Here is a 20285-nt window from a genome sequence, read left to right as displayed (position 1 = left end):
CCGCCGATGGTGTTGCCGATGGCGTCGACGACGTCGCTGATGGCGTCGACGTCGTCTGCCTCGGCGAGTCGATGGTGACCTTCGTCCCGTCCCGTCCGGGCCGGCTGGCGGACGTCCCCTCCTTCGCCCGGGGCATCGGCGGCGCCGAGTCCAATGTCGCCTGTGGCCTGGCCCGCGCCGGGCACCGCGCGCGCTGGATCAGCCGGGTTGGTACGGACGGCTTCGGCGAGCACCTCGTACGGGAGATCGCGGCCACCGGCGTGGACACGGCCTACGTCCAGCGCGATCCGCACCGCCCCACCGGCATCTACTTCCGCACGGCGGGCGAGCGCGCCGTCGGGTCGGAGGCGGCGGACGGGTCGGAGGCGGCGGACGGGTCCGGACCCGCCGGTGGGAACGGCGCCGCGGAGTCGTCCGAGCCGCCCGAGCCGCTCGCCGAGGTGGTCTACTACCGGGCCGGATCCGCCGCCGCGGCCATGTCCCCCGCGCTCATCCCCCGGGAGCGGGCCTGGTCCGGCCGGGTGCTCCATCTGACCGGGATCACCCCGGCCCTCTCCGCCGACTGCCGCACGCTGATGCGCGAGCTGACCGCCCGCGCCCCCGGCCGCCCCCTCGTCTCCTTCGACCTCAACTACCGGGTCTCCCTCTGGCAGCGGGGGGACGACGCCGAACAGGGCCCGGCCGTTCTGCTCGGCCTCGCCCGCGGCAGCGACCTCGTCTTCGTCGGCGAGGACGAGGCCGAGGCGGTGTGGGGTACGCGCGGCCCGGCGGCGATCCGGGCGGCGCTGCCCGAACCGGAGCTGCTGGTCGTCAAGCAGGGCGGCGCCGGGGCCACCGCCTACGCCCGCCGCCCGGACGGCACCGACGCCGTCACCTTCGAACCGGCCCCGCACGTCGATGTCGTCGCCCCCGTCGGCGCGGGCGACGCCTTCGCCGCCGGCTTCCTCTCCGGCACCCTGCGCGGACTGCCCGTCGCCGAACGGCTGCGCCACGGCCACCTCATGGCCGCCGCCGCCCTCACCGTCCCCGGCGACCTCGGCACCCCGCCCTCCCGTGAGCGGGCCGACCAATTGGTGGCACTCGATGCCACGCGGTGGGGCACACTGCGATTCGGCCCCGGCTGGACAGATCTGCCGACTCCCGCCGAAAAGTGGGCCGAGACCGCAGCGGTGGAGGTATCCGACTGATGAGCCAGACCGTCGACCGAGCGCTGAGCATCCTGCCGCTGCTGGCGGAGGGCCCGGCCAATCTGGAGCAGGTCGCCACGCGGCTGGGTGTGCACAAGTCGACCGCGCTGCGGCTGCTGCGCACCCTCCATGAGCACGGCATGGTCTACCGCCAGCAGGACCAGCGCTACCGCCTCGGCGCCCGCCTCTTCGCACTCGCGCAGGAGGCGGTGGAGAACCTCGACGTACGCGAGATCGCCCATCCCCATCTGCTGGCGCTCAACGAGCGGTGCGGGCACACCGTCCATCTCGCGGTGTACGAGGAGAACGAGGTGCTCTACATCGACAAGGTGGAGAGCCGCTATCCGGTACGGATGTACTCGCGGATCGGCAAGCCCGTCGCCATCACCGTCGCCGCCGTGGCCAAGCTGCTGCTGGCCGATCTGCCCGAGTCCGAGCGGCGGACGCTGGCCGAGCGGCTCACCTACCCCGCGTACACGCCCCGTTCGACGCCGAACGCCGCCGCGTTCCTCAAGGAGCTGGCGACCGTGCGCGAACAGGGCTGGGCCACCGACTTCGGCGGCCACGAGGAGTCGATCAACTGCGTGGGGGCGCCGATCCGGGGTACGGACGGGCGGGTCGTCGCCGCCTGCTCGGTGTCGGCGCCCAACGTCGTCGTCAGCGCCGAGGAACTCCTCTCCCTGCTGCCGCTGGTGCGCCGCACGGCGGACGAGATCAGCCGGGAATACTCGGGCGGCGCCCCGGTGTCGGCACCGGTGTCCCACGGCTAGCAGAACCCCTCCCAAGTAACAGCAGAAACACCCGAGCAGAAACACCCGAGAAGAAAGCCGAGGAGCCCTCCTCATGACCGAGAAGCTTCAGAAGACCCCGATCACCCCGGCCACCCACACCACTCCGCCCGCCAAGTTCTCCCACGGCGTGAAGAAGGGGAACATCCTCCAGGTCGCCGGTCAGGTCGGCTTCGGCCCCGCCGTCGCGGGCCAGGCCCCCACCCCCGTCGGGCCGACCCTGCGCGAGCAGACCCTCCAGACCCTGCGCAATGTGCAGGCCGTACTGGAGGAGGGCGGCGCGAGCTGGGAGGACGCCATGATGGTGCGCGTCTACCTCACCGACACCGGCCACTTCGCCGAATTCAACGAGATCTACAACGAGTTCTTCGCCGACCTCAAGGAGGCCCCGGCCGCTCGTACGACGGTCTACGTCGGCCTCCCCGCCGGTCTGCTCGTCGAGATCGACGCCCTCGCCGTCCTGGGCTGACCCCGAAAGCCCCGCGGCGGGCGGGAGCGCCTTCCGCCCGCCGCGGGTTCCACCCCTGACTCGTCCTCACCGTCCCCGTCGTCGGAAGCTCGAGCCCTGATCAACCGCACCCACGCTCGCCCAGCGCGCGGCCCCCCGGCCGTGCGGCGGTACCCCCTATCCACATCCGGAGTTCCCCATGCTGCTCGCGGCCGCTCCCGCTGCCGAGACCCCACCCCACACCGGTGGTCTGCTCGCGCTCATCGACGGCACCGCCGGTCTGCTGACCGTCGCCGCCCTCGGCATCGCGCTACTGCTCTACCTGATCATCAAGGTCCGGCTACAGCCCTTCGTGGCGCTGCTCGGCGTTTCCATCGCGGTCGGCCTGGCCGCCGGTCTCTCGGTCACCGAACTCTTCGGCACGGTCCAGAAGTCGGACGCCGTCTCGCTCATCGAATCCGGTATGGGCGGCATCCTCGGCCACATAGCCATCATCATCGGCCTGGGCACCATGCTCGGCGCGATACTCGAGGTCTCCGGCGGCGCGGAGGCGCTCAGCGCCCGGCTGCTCGGCATCTTCGGGGAGCGGCGGTCACCGCTCGCGATGGGGCTGACCGGCCTGATCTTCGGCATACCCGTCTTCTTCGACGTCGGCATCTTCGTCCTCGCGCCGATCGTCTACGCGGCCGCCAAGCGCAGCGGCAAGTCGATCCTGCTCTACTCGATGCCGCTGCTCGCGGGCCTGTCCATGACCCACGCCTTCCTGCCGCCGCACCCCGGCCCGGTGGCCGCGGCCGGACTGTTCCATGTCGACCTGGGCTGGGTCATCCTGATGGGCATCGTGGTGGGCATCCCGTCGGTGCTGGCCGCGTGGGGCTACGCCGCCTGGATCGGCAAGCGCATCTTCGTCCCCGTACCGCAGGACATGGTCGAGGCGGCCGAGGAGTCCCGGGAGGCGGTCGCGGCCGAGCAGCGCGCCTCCGGCGTCACCCCGGCCGAGCGGCCGGTTTCGGTGGCCACGGTGCTCGCGATCATCGGCACCCCGCTCGTCCTGATCCTCTGCGCCACCTTCTCCTCCGTCGCGCTGGACCCGAGCACCGGCCGCTCGGTCATCGAGTTCTTCGGCCACCCCTTCGTGGCGCTGACGATCGCCCTGCTCCTCGCCTACTACCTGCTGGGCATCCGCCGCGGCTGGTCCCGCAAGTCCCTGGAGACCGTCTCCACCGCCTCCCTGAAGCCCGTCGGCAACATCCTCCTGGTCGTCGGCGCGGGCGGGGTCTTCGGCGCGGTCCTCAAGGGCAGCGGTGTCGCCCAGGCCCTGGCCGACGCCTTCGACAGCGCGGGCCTGCCGGTCATCGTGCTGGCCTGGCTGATCTCGGTGGTGCTCCGGGTGGCCCAGGGCTCGGCGACGGTCGCGATCGTCACGACGGCGGGCATCGTCACCCCGATGCTCTCCGAGGGCCACTACTCGCAGGCCCATCTGGCGCTGGTCATCATGGCCATCTCGGCGGGCTCGATCTTCGCCTCGCATGTGAACGACGGCGGCTTCTGGATGGTGGCGAAGTACTTCGGCATCTCCGAGAGCGACACGCTGAAGTCCTGGACGGTGCTGGAGACGGTGCTGTCGGTGGCCGGTTTCGTGGTGGCGGCAGTGCTGAGCATCGTCATCTAGCGGACGGCGCCGGCATGACGACGGCCCCCGAATCCCGGCGGAAACCGCCGGGATTCGGGGGCCGTCGCTTCTGGCTCAATTCCGCTCCGTGCCCAGTTGGCATTCACCGCGACATTCACCATCGCAACTCGTTCATGGGAGCATCCAAGTTTGATCAAATAATGGCAAAGAATGCTGATCGAAATGGAGGGATCCCGCTCGGTGACGACGTCGCGAATGCCAAGTCGTTTCATGTTCTACGTAGATTCAACTCCCCATCCTTCTGAGCAGCATGATCAATCCATAGGGTCCTTGAGGCATTTGAAGGAAAGGGACCCATGGAAGAACTCCGCGCAATCCGGGCTCGCGGTATCACGAAGAGCTTCGGTGATGTCGTCGCCCTGGACGGCATCGATCTCGAGGTGACGCAGGGTCGGATCCACGGCCTGGTCGGACCGAACGGCGCCGGAAAAACGACCTTGCTCGGCCTTCTGCTGGGGCTCGCGGTGGCCGACAGCGGTCGCCTGGAGGTCCTGGGTACACCGGTCGAGCGGGCACTCGACGCTCCCGACGGTGTCGCCGGCTTCGTGGACGGCCCCGCTCTCTACCCCTCGCTCACCCCACGGCAGAACCTCGCCGCGCTGGCCGCACTCCGCGGCCACGACGCGCGCACGGCGGGGATCGACGACGTACTCGCCGAGGTCGGTCTCACCGACGTCGCCGACGACCGTACCCGCGGCTTCTCCCTCGGCATGCGCCAGCGGCTCGGGCTCGCCGCCGCCCTGCTGACCAAGCCCCGGCTGCTCGTGCTCGACGAACCGTCCAACGGCCTCGACCCGGCGGGCAAGAAGCACGTGCACGGTGTCCTCAACGGGCTCGCGGCCGACGGAACCGCCGTCGTGCTCTCCAGCCACAACATGGACGACCTCGAGGCGCTGTGCTCCGAGGTGACCATCCTCGCCGCCGGACGCGTCGTCTTCTCCGGCCCGCTGTCCAAGCTGGCCACCGAGAACCGTGAACTCGACTACCGGCTGCTCACCTCCGACCCGCAGGCCGCGCGCCGGCTGGCGGACGACGCGCCGGGGATCCAGGTCGTCGACGACGCCGGGGTACGGCAGGACGCCGAACCGCTCGTCGTACGGGCCCTGCTGCCCGCCCTTGACCAACTCGTGGTGCGACTCGTGGAGGGGGGCGTCGCGCTGCGCGAGCTCACTCCCGTGGTGTCGCCGCTCGAAGCCGCGTTTCTCGCCCTCACCGAGCGGCAGGAGGCCGACAGATGACCGAGCCCCTCACCCGGAGCCGGGAGCAGGAACACGAGCGGGTGACCGGGGGCCGTCGCGTCCCGGTCACCCGTGCCTGTCGCTTCGAGTTCGTCAAGCTCGTCTCCCAGTGGCGGATCCGCCTGTTGGTGCTCGCCTGCTGGATCGCTCCCGCCCTCTTCGTCGCCGGGGTGAGCCAGCAGAGCACGCTTCCCGTCGACACCCTCTTCGGGCGCTGGATGCTCGCCTCCGGGTGGGCCGGGCCGCTGGTGATGCTCGGTTTCGCGGGGACCTGGGCGCTCCCGCTGCTGACCTCGGTCGTGGCCGGTGATGTGTTCGCCTCCGAGGACCGGCTCGGCACCTGGCGCCATCTGCTCGTCGCGGTCCGCTCGCCTCGGCGGATCTTCGTGGCGAAGGCGGTGGCCAGTCTCACCGTCCTGCTGTCGCTCGTGGCCGGGCTCGCGGTCTCCAGCACCGTCGGCGGCCTCCTCGTGGTCGGCAACCAGCCGCTGGTCGGTCTCGACGGCCATCTCCTGGCACCGTCGGACGCCGCCGTCTCGGTCCTGCTCTCCTGGGTCTGCGTCCTCGCTCCGACCCTGGCGCTCGCCGCACTCGGCCTTCTCGGGTCGGTCACGCTGGGCCGGTCCCCGATGGGGCTGCTGGTGCCGGTGCTCGTCTCGCTCGCGATGGCGGTCGCCCAGATGCTGCCGCTTCCGGTGGCCGTGCGCGTCGCCCTGCCGAGCTACGCCCTCATCTCCTGGAACGGTCTGTTCACCAGCCCCCAGCAACTCGGCCCGTTGCTGATCGGCATCGTTGTCAGCCTCGTATGGGCCGTGGTCGCCACGGCGCTGGCGTATGCGCTCTTCGTGCGGCGCGACTTCACCAACCTGGCCCACGACGGTTCGGGCCGCCGTGCGATCACCGTCGGAGTCCTGCCGCTCGTCGGGGTGGCCGCCGCGTCGTTCGCGGTCGTCGCCGCGACGACCTCGGCGACGGGCTCCGGCATCGAGCAGGACAAGGTGCAGCGCTCGCTCGCCACGGCGTTCGCGCACCTGTATCGCATGCAGACCGACCAACTCAACCGGCCCGCCGTCACCGAGGCCCAGTTGAAGGCCACGGCGTCGTGCAACAAGGGAAGCGTCAGGGTCGCGGCACAAGGCCCGGGCAACGACTGGCGCTGCGTTGTGACCTGGCATCTTCCCGGCGTCGAGGCCACAGGACAGGCCATCTACCAACTCGACGTCACTCCGGACGGGCGGTTCATGGCCGATGGCGATGGACCGAAGGAAGTGAACGGCTACTTCCTGGTGCGGACCCCCGATGGGGACGCACCGAACCCGCTGTGGCAGTTCGACGGCAACGTCGAACTGCTCGACACCACCCCGAAGGGATAACCTCAATGCAGGTAACTCGCCGCCGCAAACTCGTCGAGGAAGCCCGGATCAGCCTCATCAGCAGACGCATCGGCCGCCGGATACCGCTGTTGACAGCGGGCACCACCGCCGTCGCCCTCGTGGCCGCCGGCACGGCGCTCGCGCAGACCCACCAGTTCGGCACGGACCAGGTCGGTCAGGTCACCGAGAATGGCCAGGTCGTCTCCAGCAACCAGTACATCGCCCCGTACGGCGACCGTCTCGTCATCAACCAGGGCAAGATCATGTCGTCCTCGGTCAGCCCGGACGGCACGCACATGGCCGCGTCGGTCACCGACGGTGGCGCGGCCCTGGCCATCGTGGACCTGAAGAACTGGAAGACGCAGCAGCTCGTCAGCAACGCCGCGTCGTCGAACCCCCGCATCAGCAGCAACAACGTGGGCCAGGAGGGCCCGACGTACTCGCCCGACGGCAAGGAGCTGTGGCTGGGCCAGCCGGACGGCTACACCGTGTTCACCGTGAACGCGGACGGCAGCGTCTCCAGCCCGCGGACCGTCAGCATCCCGGCGCAGGGGTCCAAGCACGCCCTGGTGGGCGCGGTGGCGTTCGCGGCCGACGGCAAGACCGCGTACTCCGCGGTCAACGGCCAGAACCGGGTCGTCTCCATCGACGCGGCGACCGGGACCATCAAGCAGAGCTGGAACGTGGGCAACGCCCCGCGCGGCATGGTCGTCGTCGGCGACAAGCTCTACGTCAGCAACGAGGGTGGCCGCCCGGCCAAGCCCGGCGAGCCCACGATCAACTCGTACGGTACGCAGGTACTCGCCGATCAGAAGACCGCCGCCACCACCAGCGGCACGGTCAGCGTCATCGACCTGGCGAACCAGGACGCCGCGGTCTCCAGCATCGGGGTCGGTCTGCACCCGACCGCCGTGTACGCCAAGAACGGCGTGGTGTTCGTCACCAACACCGCCGACAACAATGTGTCGGTCATCGACACGGCGAAGGACAAGGTCGTCCAGACCATCTCCACCCAGCCGTGGGCCAAGGCCCGGGTGGGCTACGAGCCCGACGCGGTGACCCTCACCGACGACGGTCACCTGCTGGTGACCCTCGGCCGCGCCAACGCCGTCGCCGTCTACAAGTTCACCTCCGCGCAGGAGCCGGTCAGCTATGTCGGCCTGCTCCCCACGGACTACTTCCCCTCGGAGATCACCACCTCCGGCAACCAGGTGTACGTCTCCAACACCCGTGGCGTCGACGCCCGCCGTAAGGCCACCGGCGGGCACGGCACCCACGACACGACGTCGAGCGTGCAGAAGTTCACGCTGCCCGACGACAGAGTGATCAGGTCCTACACCGGCAAGGTCTTCAAGCAGAACGGCTGGAACGGCGAGTCCCTCAAGAAGACCGACGGCAGCCCGGCCAAGGCTGTGCCGGTCCCGGTCAGGCTCGGCGACCCCTCGACGATCAAGCACGTCTTCCTGCTGGTCAAGGAGAACCGGACCTACGACCAGGTCTTCGGCGATGTGCCGGAGGGCAACGGGGACCCGTCGCTGACCCAGTTCGGCGAGAACGTCACGCCGAACCAGCACGCACTGGCCAAGCAGTTCGGCCTGTACGACAACACGTACGACATCGGCACCAACTCCGCCGAGGGTCACAACTGGCTGATGCAGGCCGACGACCCGGAGTACACCGAGTCCTCGGCCGGTGAGTACGCCCGCAGCTACGACACCGAGGACGACGCCCTCGGCCACCAGAAGACCGGCTTCATCTGGACCGGTGCGCAGGCGGCCCGCAAGTCCGTCCGGAACTTCGGTGAGTTCCAGCAGTTCCTGACCAAGCCGTCGGACGCAAGCTGGCAGAACCTGTACTGCGACACCAGGAACATGGCGGCGACCGGTCAGGACACCGCCTACCCGCTGAACTCGACCTCACCGATCCCGTCGCTCAACGACGTGTCGGTGCACGGCTTCCCGAAGTTCGACACCAGCGTCCCGGACATCTACCGGGCACAGATCTGGAAGAAGGACTTCGAGAAGAACGGTCCGGCGAACCTGAACATGTTCTGGCTCTCCAGCGACCACACCGGTGGCCCGGTGAGCCCCGCCTCCCAGGTCGCGGACAACGACCTCGCCGTGGGCCAGATCGTCGACCAGATCTCGCACAGCAAGTACTGGAAGGACTCGGCGATCTTCGTCGTCGAGGACGACTCCCAGGCGGGTCTCGACCACGTCGACGGCCACCGTGCCCCGGTTCAGATCATCAGCCCCTGGGCCAAGCAAGGTGCGGTGGACAGCCACTACTACTCGCAGATCAACATGATGCGGACCATCGAGCAGATCCTTGGGATCCAGCCGATGAATCAGAAGGACACCGCGGCCACCCCGATGGCCTCTGCGTTCACCCAGCACCCGGACTTCACGCCGTTCAAGGCGCTGCCCAACCGGACCTCGCTGACCGACGGTGTGAAGACCCCGCCTTCCTGTGGTCTGGACACCCCCGCGGCGCAGAGCCCGAAGGCGGCGGCCGTGCCGTCGGCCTCGGTGCCGACGGACATGAAGAACGTCGCCGCCCAGTGGGACCAGTGGAAGTCGAAGCAGCGGCTGACCGGTCCCAACGCCGTCCCGGACTACGCTCCCCCCGCCCAGATGAACCACCTCACGTGGTACGAGACGCACAACTGGGCGAAGCCGTACCCGGGTGAGAAGAAGATCTACGCTCCCAAGGACGTGCCGGGCGCCTACATCCCGTCGGCGGAGAACGACGGCTGACGCGGACTCCTGTGCAGGGCGGCCCCTGGTCGGCATCATCGCCGGTCAGGGGCCCGCCTGCGGTGTCGCCCGCACCCTGGGGTCAGATGGAGGGGAACTCCCCGCGCTTGACGGCGGAGACGAACGCCGACCAGGCGGACGGCTCGAATACGAGCGCAGGGCCATGGGGGTGCTTGCTGTCGCGGACGGGGACGTCGGCGTGGCCACGCGCGACCTCAAGGCATTCGCCCTGACTGCCTCCGCTGTAGCTGGACTTGAACCACCCGGTGAAGGCGGACGAGTTCGGAGCGGTGTGCTCACTGCTGACCATGTACGTGTTCCTCCGCTGCCGCTCTGACGAGGGCCACTGACTCCTGCTGCGACAACGCGTCGCTCAGTCCAAGAGCGTAAGCCGTCTGGCTGGCGGCCACCAGCGCCGGATCATCCATCAAGTTGCCGGTCAAGAAGCCTTCGACGTAGGCCACCGGTGGCGAGTCCTCGAAGCTCATGAGGGTGAGCAGACTCTCCATGAGGGCGTGCGCCCCGACGCCGTATGGCAGTACGTGCAGCCGCAACCGCCCCGCCTCGGCCAAGTCGGCGATCTTGCGTAGCTGTTCGGTCATGACCTGCGGACCACCGACACGGCGCCGCAGTACGGCCTCGTCGAGCAGCGTCCAGACGACCGGCCTTAACGAGCTGTCGAGAATTCGGGAACGCCTTGTTCGGATGACAACGGCCTCATCAAGCTCCTCCGCCGTGTGGTTCGGCCGGTACGCGCTGAACAAGGCACGCGCGTAGTCGTCGGTCTGGAGCACGCCGGGCACCAACGACAGCGCGAACTGCTGGATGAGCGTGGCCTGTTGCTCCAGTTCGGCCACTGCCGCGAAGTAGTCGTTGTACTTCGACCCCAGGTCTTCCAGCCACCGGACGAAGAACCCGTCCGTCCCCAGCGCCTGGTCGATCCGCGCCGCGTCGTCCGGCCTCGGCAACCGGCGCCCCGCCTCGAAATGGCTGATCAGCGTGGGCGAGCACACCACGCGCTCACTCAGCGCTTCCTGCGTCATCTCGGCGGCTACGCGGCGGAGCCTCAGCTCCTCGCCGTACTTCTCCCTGGCGGTGCGTGGCCTTCGATCCATCTGCATGGGCTGACTCCCTGTGTTGAAAGGTGCCTTGTCAGGCGCGCCCTCCTAGCAGCGTAGCCAGAACGACCCCCACTGTGTGAGGGAATCGCCACACAGCGTGAAGAAGCGCAAGACCCTCGCGACCGGGGTGCACCGGCCCGAGGGCGTGGCCCACCAGCTAATAGGAGCTGATGAACATGAAGGACCCTACGGAGCGGTTCCCCGCATGCGTGAGTGCACTTCTCGCCTTATTGCCGTCCGGCCGTCAGTGGGCCGGGGCTCGGGCGGTGCTCCACGATGTGGAGGCGTCCGGATGAGCGCGATGACCGGGCTGCGCCTGCTGCCATGGTCGGATCCCGACGGCAAGCCGTGTTACCTGGCGTCGGACGACGCGCACAGTCCGCTGAGCCGACGTGCGGACACGATCGAGGCCGTACAGATGTCCATGGGGGTGGAACTCCTCCGGCACGCTCGGGCGCTGCTGGCCGCCCCCAAGGCCGACGCGCGAGAACTCCGCTACCTCGCGGACCGGTTGTGTGAGGCGCTGCGCGATGTGTTGCGGGTCGCCGAGAGCAGGGGCGCCCGCCTGCCCCCGTGCGACGAAGGCGACGGTCCGGCGCCCGGAGGGGGCGGCTGTGACTGACTGGCAGATCGGGCCCGTTCCGGGCCGGGGCCTGCGCCGGGTGAACGGTGGGGAACTCGCGTGGCCGCTCCAGATCCTGCAAGGCGGGCAGCATCGCGCCATCGCCCGACTTGAGTTGACCCCGGCCGAGGCGGAGCAGTTGCACGCGGCTCTGTGCTACGCGCTCGGTGAGCAGCCCCCGCCCCCCGATGCGCCCGAGTGCCGTCGGCCGGTCCGCTACCCGGGCGGCCGACAGCGGTACTGAGGACGACCGCCCTCGCGGCCTTCGCGAGGCGCCGTCCCGGCGGGCTCCCCGCCGGGACGGCAGGCGGGCCACGTCCGGGCGGCTGGGACGGCGCGGATACGGTGAGCCGCTATGACAGGTATTGATCATTCCGTTGCTTCCTTCGCTGTTCACATTCCCGATGTGGAGCTTGAAGCCGAGCCCCTCGCCGCCGAGCAGATCGTCTCAGGGGACCCGGTCGTCACCGGGAAGGTCCTGTGGGAGTCACCCGACGGCAAGCAGCTTCGCGGCATCTGGCAGATCACCCCGGGCGTGGTGACCGACACCGAGGCCAGCGAGCTGTTCGTCGTGGTCAGTGGGCGGGCCACGATCGAGTTCGAGGGCGGGACGGTCATCGAGGTCGGGCCGGGGGACGCCTGTGTGCTGCGCGAGGGGGACCGTACGACGTGGACCGTGCACGAGACGCTGCGGAAGGCGTACCACATCAGCCTCTGACCACGGACCGCTCCGCGTACCGCCGCCCCGGCCCACGCCGTACGCACACGGCGCGTCTTTTCCCTGGTCACAGTCGTGTTAGCCGGATGTTAGCGGGGCGGCAGGGGTGCGGTAGCGGCCCCGGTCAGAGTTGTTGTCGTACCGAGCAGAACACGACACCCACTACTCCGGGGGACCCGAAATGCGTTCCGACACCACTGCCCGCATCGCCCGCCGTCGCACCGTCCGCGTGGCGGCCGCGGTCCTGACCGCGGCCGCCGCCCTGACCCTGACGGCCTGCAACGGCTCGGACGCCGGCGACACGAAGTCCGCGGGCCAGACCGACACGGCCCCGGCCGGGTCCAGTGGCTCCTCGGGTTCCTCCAACGGTGCGCAGGGTGCCGACGCCAAGGCCAAGGGGGGCTCGGAGACGGGCGCCGCGGAGAAGCGGTCGGGCGGTGGGCAGGCCGCCACCGAAGGCGGCGGCAGGGCGCACGCGGGCGTCGAGCGCTGCCGCACCGAAAACCTGGAAGCCGCGTTCGCCACGGGTGAGGACGCGCTCCCGGTGCCGGAGGACGGCGGGACGACCGCCACCATCGTCCTGATGAACAAGGGCAACTACTCCTGCAAGCTCGGCGGCTTCCCCGGTGTGGACCTGACCTCGATCAACGGCGGCGAGCGCTGGTCCCTGGTCCGCTCCTCGCAGAAGTGGAGCCCCCTGGAGGTGGAGGCCGGTCAGAGCACCGAGTTCACCCTCAACCTCGCCTTCACCAAGGAGGAAGAGGGCTTCTACCAGCCGGCCTGGGTCGAGATCACCCCGCCCAACGAGACCAAGGCCCTCAAGATCGAGTGGCCCTGGGAGTCCGACAGCCTCGTCGACCAGCGCGGCGCCACTCACCCCGGCACCTTCGTCAACCCCATCGGCTGACCAGCTCAGAGCTGTGCCATGCCAACAGCCGACGCCTCGCGGGGCGCCGTCCCGACGGTCTTCCCGCCGGGACGGCGCCCGCGTCGTGCCGTACGGCCCAGGCCCAGGCTCAGGTGCAGTACTGCGCTTCCTTGCCGATCGAGCGGTACATGCAGTCCGCGTTCTCCACGAGTTGGAGCACCGCGTCGCGGTTGCGGCTGGTCTCGCGGTCGATGACCTCGTCGGGCGGGTAGAAGCCGCCGCCGCCGGAGCCGGTCGGGTACATCTCGAAGGTGTAGGCGAAGACCTTCTGGGTGCCCCAGAGGTAGTCGTCGATCGCGCCGTCGGTGATGTACAGCTCGCTGGACTGCTCGGGGGTGTAGCCGTTGCTCGCGGCCATCTTCTTGCCGACCGCCGCGAAGGCGTCGTAGTCGTCCCGCGTCATACCGGTGGTGGTTTCGTCGTACGTCCAGCCGAAGGGCCACAGCACCAGTTCGCTGTAGGTGTGGAAGTCGATGGCGGCCTTGATCTGCTGCTTGCCGCCGACGACGCGGCTGCGGGCGAAGTCGGCGACGACCTTCACCTCGGGGGCCGACGCCGCTTTGGGCCCTCGGTAGGTCTCGGACCCCGGGGAGCCGGAGGAGCCGCCGCAGCAGCCCCATTTGAAGTCCCAGTTGCGGTTGAGGTCGGTGCCGACGGACGAGGAGCCGGAGTTGGGCTGGCGGTTCTTGCGCCAGCTCCGGTAGGAGCCGGTGGCGATGTCGTACTCGCCGCCGTCCGGGTTCACATCCGGGATGATCCAGATCTCCCGGCCGTTGACCGCGTTGGTGATCCGGGAGTCGCTGCCGTAGCCCTCGGTGAACTGCCGCACCAGATAGAGCGCCATCTCCACGGTCAGGTGCTCACGGGCGTGTTGATGGGCGGTGAAGAGAACCTCGGGCTCGTTCTCGTCCGTCGCCACGTTGTCGCTGATCTTGAGGGCGACGATGTCCCGGCCCTCGTACGACTTTCCAATGACGCGCTTGCTGAGGATCGACGGATACTTCGCCACCGCCGCGTTGATCTCGGCGTTCGCTTCGGCGTAGTTGTGGTACTTCGCATCGGCCGACGGGAAGTCGAACGGCTTGGCCGACCTGCCCTCGGCGCGGTCGGGCGGACCCTGGAGCCCGGTGAGCCGGTAGCCGAGTGCGCGCAGCCGCTTGGCCTGCGCCGGGTCGGCGGTGACGACCAGGGAGCGGGCGTCCACCTCGTCGATGGACACGCCGGTGGCGGCGACGGCCGAGCGGTCGGCCCGGGTGGCGGGGCCGGAGACCTCGTACTGCCGCACGCTCTCGTCGGCGCCCTGGCCAGTAGTGGGTGACGCGGTGCGGTCGGTGCCGGGCCGTGGAGCGGGATCGTCGGCCTGAGCTGCCATGGGGGCGGCGAGTGCGAGGGTGAGCAAGGCGGTGAGGGCGGTGGCCCGTCTACCGCGGATGCGACGTCGCATGACATCTCCTGGGGGGTGAGGGGCGAGCGACTGCTGCGCCAGTGTTCGGCCATGCGCATGACATGCGCAAGGGTGGGAAATGGTCGAAGCCGAAGGAATCTCTCATCGAGGGAAGGAACCCCCCGCATGAACAGATCTCTCGTCGGTGCGCTCTCGGCCCTGTTACTGGGCGGCGCGACCCTCGTCGGCGCGGGCGCGGCGCCCGCGACGGCCGCATCCCCCGCCAAGGCCCCCGCCAAGGCCCCCAAGGCCGTCACCTTCGCGGGCACGGTGGCGCTCAGCAACTGCTCCGGCTCCGTCGTCCGGACGCCGGGCTCGGCCGACACCGACCCCGCGCTCGTGCTCTCCAACGGCCACTGCCTGGAGAGCGGCTTCCCCGGCGCGGGAGAGGTGATCGTCGACAAGCCGTCGACCCGGAGCTTCACCCTGCTGACCGCCTCGGGTGGCAGCGCCGGCACCGTACGCGCGAGCAAGGTGGCGTACGCGACGATGACCGACACCGACATCTCGCTGTACCAGCTCACGTCGACATACGCCCAGATCCAGTCGGCGTACGGCATCAAGGCGCTGCCGCTGTCGGACAGCCACCCGACCCAGGGCTCCGCGATCAATGTGGTCTCCGGCTACTGGAAGAAGATCTACTCCTGCAATATCGACGGATTTGCATACCGTCTTAAGGAGGGGGACTGGACCTGGAAGGACTCGGTCCGCTACACCTCCGCCTGTAACACGATCGGCGGAACCTCGGGCTCTCCCGTCGTCGACCCGGCGTCCGGCAAGGTCGTGGCCGTGAACAACACGGGCAACGAGGACGGCGGCCGCTGCACCCTCAACAACCCGTGCGAGGTGGACGAGAACGGCGCGGTGACGGTGCGCCAGGGCATCAACTACGCCCAGGAGACCTACGGCATCACCAAGTGCGTGACCACCGGCAACAAGATCGACCTGAACCTGGCGGGGTGTGCGCTGCCCAAGCCGTAGCGAACATCAGTACGCCGGTGCGCCCCGCATGGCGTGAGCGGGGCGCACCGGCGTACGTCGAACTGTCGTTCGCGCCTTGCGGGTCTACAGCCCGTGGACGTGCGGGCCGACCGCCTTCGACCAGGCGTTCCCGCTGGCCGCGTCCCAGTTGGTGGACCAGGTCATCGCGCCACGGATGCCGGGGTAGGTCTTGGACGGCTTGAAGGAGCCGCAGCCGGTGCCCTTGGCGAGGCAGTCGAGGGCGTCGTTGACCACGCCCGGCTCGACATAGCCGGATCCGGCGCCGCTGGTGGAGGCGGGCACGCCGATGCCGACCTGGGACGGGTCGAGGCCGTTCTCCAGTTGGATGCAGGCGAGGGCGGTGAGGAAGTCGACCGAGCCCTGGGAGTAGACCTTGCCGTCACAGCCCTGCATCGAGCCGCTGTTGTAGTACTGCATATTGACCACCGTCAGGAAGTCCTTGATCCCCAGGGCGGTCTTGAAGTACTCGGTGGACGCCGACTGCATGTCGATGGTCTGCGGCGCCATGGTGACCACGACATCGCTCTTCTTGTCGTGGACGGCCTTGAGGGCCTTGGTCATGTAGGTGGAGTTGACGCCGTTCTCCAGGTCGATGTCGACGCCGTTGAAGCCGTACTTGTCCATCAGGCCGGTGATGGAGGAGGCGAAGGCGTCGGCCGAGGCGTCGTCGCTGACCGAGATGGTGCCCTTCTCACCGCCGACGGAGATGATCACGGACTTCCCGGCCGCCTGCTTGGCCTTGATGTCGTCCTTGAACTGCTGCTCGTCGCTGTAGCCGGTGGCGGGGTCGAGCTTGAAGTCGACCGCGCCGGGAGAGCCGGTGGCGTCCGCGAAGGCGACCGCGATGATGTCGTAGTCGTCCGGGACGTCCGAGAGCTTCTGGGCCGTCGCGCCGTTGTTGAAGTTCTGCCAGTACCCGGTGACGGCGTGCTCGGGGACGGCGGCGGCGTGCTGCTTCGCGTCGGGGTGGTCCTCCGACGCGTTGGCCGAGCCGGCGGATATCAGCCCTCCGGCGGCGATGGCGACGACTGCGGCGGCTCCGAGCAGCCGCTTGGTGAACTGTGCGCGTACCACGACAGCCTCCGTATGTGGGGGGAGAGGTGTGGGGGTGGTGGTGCGAGTGTGCGTTCAGGGGCCCCTGTGGCGTGCGTATAAGGTGGTCCAGACCAATGCTGTTGTCAACCCCGCGCGACATCTTCCCTGCACATGAGGGTGAAAAATGCGGATGAGGAGGCCGAGCGGTTGCGCCCCGGCCCCCTTGGCCCATCCCCCGTGCTCGGCGGCCCCTCCCGGGCGGGGCATCCCCCGGGAGGGGCCGCGTCACGCTACGGCAGACCGTGGACCTTGGGGCCCACCGCGTTCGACCACGCGTTGCCCGCGGTCGCGTCCCAGTTGGTGGACCAGGTCATCGCGCCGCGCAGACCCGGGTAGGTCCGGGACGGTTTGAAGGACCCGCAGTTCGTACCGCGGGCCAGGCAGTCCAGGGCGTTGTTCACGATCGCCGGGGAGACGTAGCCGCTGCCCGCGCCGCGCGTCGAGGCGGGCAGGCCGAGGCCGACCTGGGACGGCGACAGACCGCCCTCCAACTGGATGCAGGCGAGGGCGGTGAGGAAGTCGACCGACCCCTGTGAGTAGACCTTGCCGTCGCAGCCCAGCATCGAGCCGCTGTTGTAGTACTGCATATTGACCACCGTCAGGATGTCCTTGATGTTCAGCGCCGTCTGGAAGTAGGCGCCCGAGGTGGACTGCATGTCGATGGTCTGCGGGGCCATGGTGATCACCAGGCCGGACCCGGCCTTCGCCGACAGGGAGCGCAGCGCCTGGGTCATATAGGTGGCGTTGAGGCCGTTCTCCAGGTCGATGTCGACGCCGTTGAAGCCGTACTCCCGCATCAGGGCGTAGACCGAGTTGGCGAAGTTGTTCGCGGAGGCCGAGTCGTTGATGGACACCGTGCCGTTCTGGCCGCCGATCGAGATCACGACGGACTTCCCGGCCGCCTGCTTGGCCTTGATGTCGTCCTTGAACTGCTGCTCGCTGCCGTAGCCGACGGCGGGGTCGAGGGTGAAGTCGACGGCTCCTGGGGTGCCGGTGGCGTCCGCGAAGGCGACCGCGATGATGTCGTACTGGTCCTGGACGTCCCGCAGCTTCTGCACGGCCGCGCCGTTGTTGAAGTTCTGCCAGTACCCGGTGACCGCGTGCCCCGGCACCGTGCCGCCGCCCCCGCCGCCTCCGGCCGTGGTCGTGCCGGTGACGGCGGACGACCTGGGGGACTCGCCCGCCGCGTTGGTGGCGGTCACCTGGAACTGGTACGAGGTCGAGGCCGCCAGACCCGTCACGGTCGCCGAAGCGCCGCTCACCGACTGCACCTTGGAGCCGTCGCGGTAGACGTTGTAGCCGGTCGCGCCGGTCACCGGGGACCAGGACAGATCGATGGAGGACGAGGTGGCGCCGCCGGTCCGCAGCCCGCTCGGCGCACCCGGCACCGGGTCGCCGGGGTCGCCGCCGGGGCCGGTCAGGCTGATGTCGTCGGCGTAGTAGGCGGGCTGGCCGTACCAGCCGTGGGTGTAGACGGTCACCGAGGTGGTGCCCGCGCCGGTGGTGAAGCTCGTGCTGAGCTGCTGCCAGCCGGGTGCCGACGGCGTCCAGGTCGAGACATCGGTGGTGCCGGTGCCGCCGGCGCCGAGGTAGACATAGCTGCCCTGGACCCAGGCGCTCAGTGTGTACGAGGAGTTGGGCTTGACGGCCACGGTCTGGGCGCAGCGGGCGTTGTCCGTGCCCGCCGGGGTGGCCTTGAGCGCGGCCGAGCCGCCGTGGACGGGGCTCGCGACCGTGGTGCCGCTCCCGGCGGAACAGGTCCAGCCGCTGAGGCCGGACTCGAAGCCGGGGTTCTGGGCGAGGTTGGCGGCGGCGGCGCCCGCGGCGCTGCCGCCGAGGGCGACCAGGCCGGTGGCGCCCAGGGCGATGGTGGCGAATGCGCTGGTCAGCCGGGCGAGGCCGCGTCTGAGTCGGGTGGGGCGGGGGTGTGGGGCACGGTCCATGACTGCCTCCGTGGGGGAATCCGTTGGGAAGCCGGTGTGAAGGAGGAGATTGCGGACGGTGGCCACCGTATGAACGTAAAGTGGTCCAGACCAATAACCTTGTCAAGGGGATGCGCGGACTCCGCATCGGGCCTGGGGTGCGTAACCCTGAGGAACTGTTCTCTCACGCCGCTTTCGTGGATAAAGTGACGACGCACCAGGACAGGGGCAGTAATGAGACAGGGGCAGTTGAGACCTGTGGCCGCCGCCGCTCGGCGCCGATGTGAGACGGGGTAGCCGACGTGCCCACCGCGATAGCAGTCACCGGCCGTGAGCTGGTGCTTCCGCCGCCCGACGGGCAGACCCCGTCGGCCGTCGTGCTCCGCCCGCCGGACGCACAGTCACTCGACGACGCCCTCGCCGAGGTCGGGACCCTCCTCGACCAGCAGGGCTATCTCGTCGTGCTCTATCCCGCCGCGACCCCCGCGCCGGTGGTCCGCCGGCTCCATATCGTGCGCTCCGTCCTGGAGAGCGACCGGATGGCGCTGCTGCCGCTCGAACTGCCGCCGCTGGCCGTCGCCGTGCTGGCCCGTCAGTTGCGCCAACTGTCCATATCGGACTTCAGCCCCGGCGTTCTGGCGTGCGCCGCCCGGCTGCTCTCCCACTACATCCACGCGGGCGCCCTGCTGGGCAGCGTCGCCAAGCTGGACCGGGTCCAAGTCAGCCTCACCTCGCACGTCAAGTCCTGGGTGCCCGGCGCCCACTTCGGGGTGCTCGCCCATCCCACCCCGCAATTGGTGAAGGTCGGCGGCGCGTCCGAGCTGCCCGCCCCCGGGTACGCCACCTCCATGACCGTCGCCCGGGGCCAGCTCAACAGCCATGGCTACGGGGACGGCGACGCGCGCCGCGACGACTGGGTCACCGGCGCCCTCGCCCCCGCCTGGGGCGTACGGGGCGTGGAGGAGGTGCCGCTGCCCGCCGAGTCGGCGCGCTGGTGGGGCACCCCGAAGCTGATCGAGTTCGCCGCGGCCATCCCCGACCTCTCGGTCCTCTACCAGCTCGTGGCCTCCGTACGGAGAGAGGAATGCCACTGGTGCGGTTTCGAACTCATCGGCGACCGCTGCGCCTTCTGCTCCTGCCCGGTGGCGCGCGGCGATGAGATCCCCGCACTGCTCATGTCCCAACGTCCCGCCCTGACCAGCCGGTAACGTCCCCGAACGAGGTTGTGCGTCCCATGAATTCACGCCAGCGCCGCGGAGTCATCCTGCTGCTCCTGTCGGTCCTGTGCGCCGTCGGCGCCTTCGCCGGAGTGCTCTCCGTCGTCAACGACGTGGAGTCGAAGGTCGGCCCCGAGACCACCGCCTACAAGCTCACCTCGGACGTCAAGCCCTATAAGGCGCTGGACGCGGCGGAGTTCGAGAAGGTCTCGATGCCCAAGCGCTATGTGCCCTCCACCGCCGTCACCGATCTCGACGAGCTACGCGGGAAGATCGCGGTGACCCAGCTCGCCAAGGGGTCGCTGCTGCAACGGGACATGATCGCGAACCGGCCCGCCCTGAAGCCCGGGCAGCAGGAGATCGCCATCATGATCGACGCGGCCACCGGCGTCGCCGGGAAGATCACCCCGGGTGCGAAGGTCAACATCTACGCGACCTTCGAGGGCAAGTCCCAGGGCGAGGAAGCGGTCTCCAAGCTGATCGTCGCGGGCGCCGAGGTGCTCGACCTCGGCAAGATCACCGCCCTGGAGCCCAACCAGGACGACAAGCGGCGGATCGACGAGGCCGTGCCGATCACCTTCGCGCTCGACACCAAGAACGCGCAGCGGGTGGCCTACGCCGAATCCTTCGCCTCGCATGTGCGGCTCGCGCTGGTGGCCCCCGGCGGGGGCACCTCCATAGGGCCCGGCGACCGCACCTACACCCTCGACGGCGACAAATGAGTGAGGAGGTG

General features: G+C 69.3%; 19 protein-coding genes. 14 read left to right on the top strand and 5 right to left on the bottom strand.

Annotated features, from left to right (window positions below):
* Positions 1 to 71: 71 nt before the first annotated feature.
* From ACK1X7_RS20795 to ACK1X7_RS20765, 7 genes are all read left to right on the top strand, one after another.
* Positions 72 to 1187, top strand: coding sequence for a sugar kinase (locus tag ACK1X7_RS20795; RefSeq protein WP_398158386.1), 1116 nt, complete (start codon positions 72 to 74; stop codon positions 1185 to 1187).
* Complete coding sequence (locus tag ACK1X7_RS20790) at positions 1187 to 1957, top strand: IclR family transcriptional regulator (RefSeq protein WP_390792113.1); 771 nt, start codon at positions 1187 to 1189, stop codon at positions 1955 to 1957. The genes ACK1X7_RS20795 and ACK1X7_RS20790 overlap by 1 nt, the downstream gene beginning before the upstream one ends.
* Before the next feature lie 73 nt (positions 1958 to 2030).
* Positions 2031 to 2444, top strand: a complete 414-nt coding sequence (locus ACK1X7_RS20785) for a RidA family protein (RefSeq protein WP_361493079.1) — start codon at positions 2031 to 2033, stop codon at positions 2442 to 2444.
* Positions 2445 to 2622: 178 nt separating this feature from the next.
* Positions 2623 to 4095, top strand: a complete 1473-nt coding sequence (locus ACK1X7_RS20780) for a GntP family permease (RefSeq protein ID WP_385143835.1) — start codon at positions 2623 to 2625, stop codon at positions 4093 to 4095.
* 317 nt (positions 4096 to 4412) lie between these two features.
* Positions 4413 to 5354, top strand: coding sequence for an ABC transporter ATP-binding protein (locus ACK1X7_RS20775; RefSeq protein ID WP_385155240.1), 942 nt, complete (start codon positions 4413 to 4415; stop codon positions 5352 to 5354).
* The gene (locus ACK1X7_RS20770) at positions 5351 to 6727 is read left to right on the top strand and encodes an ABC transporter permease (protein ID WP_385155238.1); all 1377 of its coding nucleotides are present in this window, start codon (positions 5351 to 5353) and stop codon (positions 6725 to 6727) included. Before ACK1X7_RS20775 ends, ACK1X7_RS20770 begins: the two co-directional genes overlap by 4 nt.
* A 5-nt stretch (positions 6728 to 6732) precedes the next feature.
* Positions 6733 to 9483, top strand: coding sequence for an alkaline phosphatase family protein (locus ACK1X7_RS20765; protein WP_413115496.1), 2751 nt, complete (start codon positions 6733 to 6735; stop codon positions 9481 to 9483).
* 82 nt (positions 9484 to 9565) lie between these two features.
* Here the strand turns inward: ACK1X7_RS20765 and ACK1X7_RS20760 are convergent, their stop codons facing one another.
* Together ACK1X7_RS20760 and ACK1X7_RS20755 are read right to left on the bottom strand one after the other, a co-directional pair.
* The gene (locus ACK1X7_RS20760) at positions 9566 to 9793 is read right to left on the bottom strand and encodes a DUF397 domain-containing protein (protein ID WP_385155232.1); all 228 of its coding nucleotides are present in this window, start codon (positions 9791 to 9793) and stop codon (positions 9566 to 9568) included.
* Positions 9780 to 10604, bottom strand: a complete 825-nt coding sequence (locus ACK1X7_RS20755; RefSeq protein WP_385155229.1) for a helix-turn-helix domain-containing protein — start codon at positions 10602 to 10604, stop codon at positions 9780 to 9782. Before ACK1X7_RS20755 ends, ACK1X7_RS20760 begins: the two co-directional genes overlap by 14 nt.
* Before the next feature lie 292 nt (positions 10605 to 10896).
* Between ACK1X7_RS20755 and ACK1X7_RS20750 the strand changes: the two genes are divergently transcribed.
* From ACK1X7_RS20750 to ACK1X7_RS20735, 4 genes are all read left to right on the top strand, one after another.
* Positions 10897 to 11226 (top strand): hypothetical protein, encoded by a 330-nt coding sequence (locus ACK1X7_RS20750; protein WP_385119069.1) that lies wholly within the window; start codon positions 10897 to 10899, stop codon positions 11224 to 11226.
* Positions 11219 to 11470 (top strand): hypothetical protein, encoded by a 252-nt coding sequence (locus tag ACK1X7_RS20745; protein ID WP_385155223.1) that lies wholly within the window; start codon positions 11219 to 11221, stop codon positions 11468 to 11470. The genes ACK1X7_RS20750 and ACK1X7_RS20745 overlap by 8 nt, the downstream gene beginning before the upstream one ends.
* A gap of 111 nt (positions 11471 to 11581) precedes the next feature.
* Positions 11582 to 11944, top strand: a complete 363-nt coding sequence (locus tag ACK1X7_RS20740; protein ID WP_385155220.1) for a cupin domain-containing protein — start codon at positions 11582 to 11584, stop codon at positions 11942 to 11944.
* Between the two features lie 181 nt (positions 11945 to 12125).
* The gene (locus ACK1X7_RS20735; protein WP_385155217.1) at positions 12126 to 12851 is read left to right on the top strand and encodes a DUF4232 domain-containing protein; all 726 of its coding nucleotides are present in this window, start codon (positions 12126 to 12128) and stop codon (positions 12849 to 12851) included.
* Between the two features lie 109 nt (positions 12852 to 12960).
* On the opposite strand, the gene ACK1X7_RS20730 is transcribed toward ACK1X7_RS20735, so the two are convergent.
* The gene (locus ACK1X7_RS20730) at positions 12961 to 14316 is read right to left on the bottom strand and encodes a M14 family metallopeptidase (RefSeq protein ID WP_413115495.1); all 1356 of its coding nucleotides are present in this window, start codon (positions 14314 to 14316) and stop codon (positions 12961 to 12963) included.
* A gap of 126 nt (positions 14317 to 14442) precedes the next feature.
* On the opposite strand from ACK1X7_RS20730, the gene ACK1X7_RS20725 reads away from it, so the two are divergent.
* On the top strand, positions 14443 to 15297 hold the full coding sequence (locus ACK1X7_RS20725; RefSeq protein ID WP_390792109.1) for a S1 family peptidase: 855 nt from the start codon (positions 14443 to 14445) through the stop codon (positions 15295 to 15297).
* A gap of 84 nt (positions 15298 to 15381) precedes the next feature.
* Here ACK1X7_RS20725 and ACK1X7_RS20720 read toward each other — a convergent pair whose 3' ends face one another.
* Together ACK1X7_RS20720 and ACK1X7_RS20715 are read right to left on the bottom strand one after the other, a co-directional pair.
* Complete coding sequence (locus tag ACK1X7_RS20720) at positions 15382 to 16392, bottom strand: chitinase (protein WP_390792108.1); 1011 nt, start codon at positions 16390 to 16392, stop codon at positions 15382 to 15384.
* A 251-nt stretch (positions 16393 to 16643) separates the two neighbouring features.
* Entirely contained in the window at positions 16644 to 18356 is a 1713-nt protein-coding gene (locus ACK1X7_RS20715) for a chitinase (RefSeq protein WP_385156847.1), read from the bottom strand.
* 281 nt (positions 18357 to 18637) lie between these two features.
* Here ACK1X7_RS20715 and ACK1X7_RS20710 point away from each other — a divergent pair, with 281 nt between their 5' ends.
* Positions 18638 to 19543, top strand: coding sequence for a hypothetical protein (locus ACK1X7_RS20710; protein ID WP_413115494.1), 906 nt, complete (start codon positions 18638 to 18640; stop codon positions 19541 to 19543).
* Between the two features lie 26 nt (positions 19544 to 19569).
* Positions 19570 to 20274: a Flp pilus assembly protein CpaB gene (gene cpaB / locus ACK1X7_RS20705; protein WP_413115493.1), complete on the top strand. Its 705-nt coding sequence runs from the start codon at positions 19570 to 19572 to the stop codon at positions 20272 to 20274.
* Positions 20275 to 20285: the final 11 nt, after the last annotated feature.

It is taken from the genome of Streptomyces sp. CY-1 (assembly GCF_047218265.1).
Classification (GTDB): Bacteria; Actinomycetota; Actinomycetes; order Streptomycetales; family Streptomycetaceae; genus Streptomyces; species Streptomyces niphimycinicus.
Note: the sequence above shows the minus strand (reverse complement) of the source record. Positions and strands in the feature narration are given on the sequence as shown.

What these genes read in the sequence shown, in the direction of transcription:
- ACK1X7_RS20795 (WP_398158386.1), top strand. Translation starts at nt 72, where the DNA reads ATGGTGACCTTCGTCCCGTCCCGTCCGGGCCGGCTGGCGGACGTCCCC.
- ACK1X7_RS20790 (WP_390792113.1), top strand. Translation starts at nt 1,187, where the DNA reads ATGAGCCAGACCGTCGACCGAGCGCTGAGCATCCTGCCGCTGCTGGCG.
- ACK1X7_RS20785 (WP_361493079.1), top strand. Translation starts at nt 2,031, where the DNA reads ATGACCGAGAAGCTTCAGAAGACCCCGATCACCCCGGCCACCCACACC.
- ACK1X7_RS20780 (WP_385143835.1), top strand. Translation starts at nt 2,623, where the DNA reads ATGCTGCTCGCGGCCGCTCCCGCTGCCGAGACCCCACCCCACACCGGT.
- ACK1X7_RS20775 (WP_385155240.1), top strand. Translation starts at nt 4,413, where the DNA reads ATGGAAGAACTCCGCGCAATCCGGGCTCGCGGTATCACGAAGAGCTTC.
- ACK1X7_RS20770 (WP_385155238.1), top strand. Translation starts at nt 5,351, where the DNA reads ATGACCGAGCCCCTCACCCGGAGCCGGGAGCAGGAACACGAGCGGGTG.
- ACK1X7_RS20765 (WP_413115496.1), top strand. Translation starts at nt 6,733, where the DNA reads ATGCAGGTAACTCGCCGCCGCAAACTCGTCGAGGAAGCCCGGATCAGC.
- ACK1X7_RS20760 (WP_385155232.1), bottom strand. Translation starts at nt 9,793, where the DNA reads ATGGTCAGCAGTGAGCACACCGCTCCGAACTCGTCCGCCTTCACCGGG.
- ACK1X7_RS20755 (WP_385155229.1), bottom strand. Translation starts at nt 10,604, where the DNA reads ATGCAGATGGATCGAAGGCCACGCACCGCCAGGGAGAAGTACGGCGAG.
- ACK1X7_RS20750 (WP_385119069.1), top strand. Translation starts at nt 10,897, where the DNA reads ATGAGCGCGATGACCGGGCTGCGCCTGCTGCCATGGTCGGATCCCGAC.
- ACK1X7_RS20740 (WP_385155220.1), top strand. Translation starts at nt 11,582, where the DNA reads ATGACAGGTATTGATCATTCCGTTGCTTCCTTCGCTGTTCACATTCCC.
- ACK1X7_RS20735 (WP_385155217.1), top strand. Translation starts at nt 12,126, where the DNA reads ATGCGTTCCGACACCACTGCCCGCATCGCCCGCCGTCGCACCGTCCGC.
- ACK1X7_RS20730 (WP_413115495.1), bottom strand. Translation starts at nt 14,316, where the DNA reads ATGCGACGTCGCATCCGCGGTAGACGGGCCACCGCCCTCACCGCCTTG.
- ACK1X7_RS20725 (WP_390792109.1), top strand. Translation starts at nt 14,443, where the DNA reads ATGAACAGATCTCTCGTCGGTGCGCTCTCGGCCCTGTTACTGGGCGGC.
- ACK1X7_RS20715 (WP_385156847.1), bottom strand. Translation starts at nt 18,356, where the DNA reads ATGGACCGTGCCCCACACCCCCGCCCCACCCGACTCAGACGCGGCCTC.
- cpaB (WP_413115493.1), top strand. Translation starts at nt 19,570, where the DNA reads ATGAATTCACGCCAGCGCCGCGGAGTCATCCTGCTGCTCCTGTCGGTC.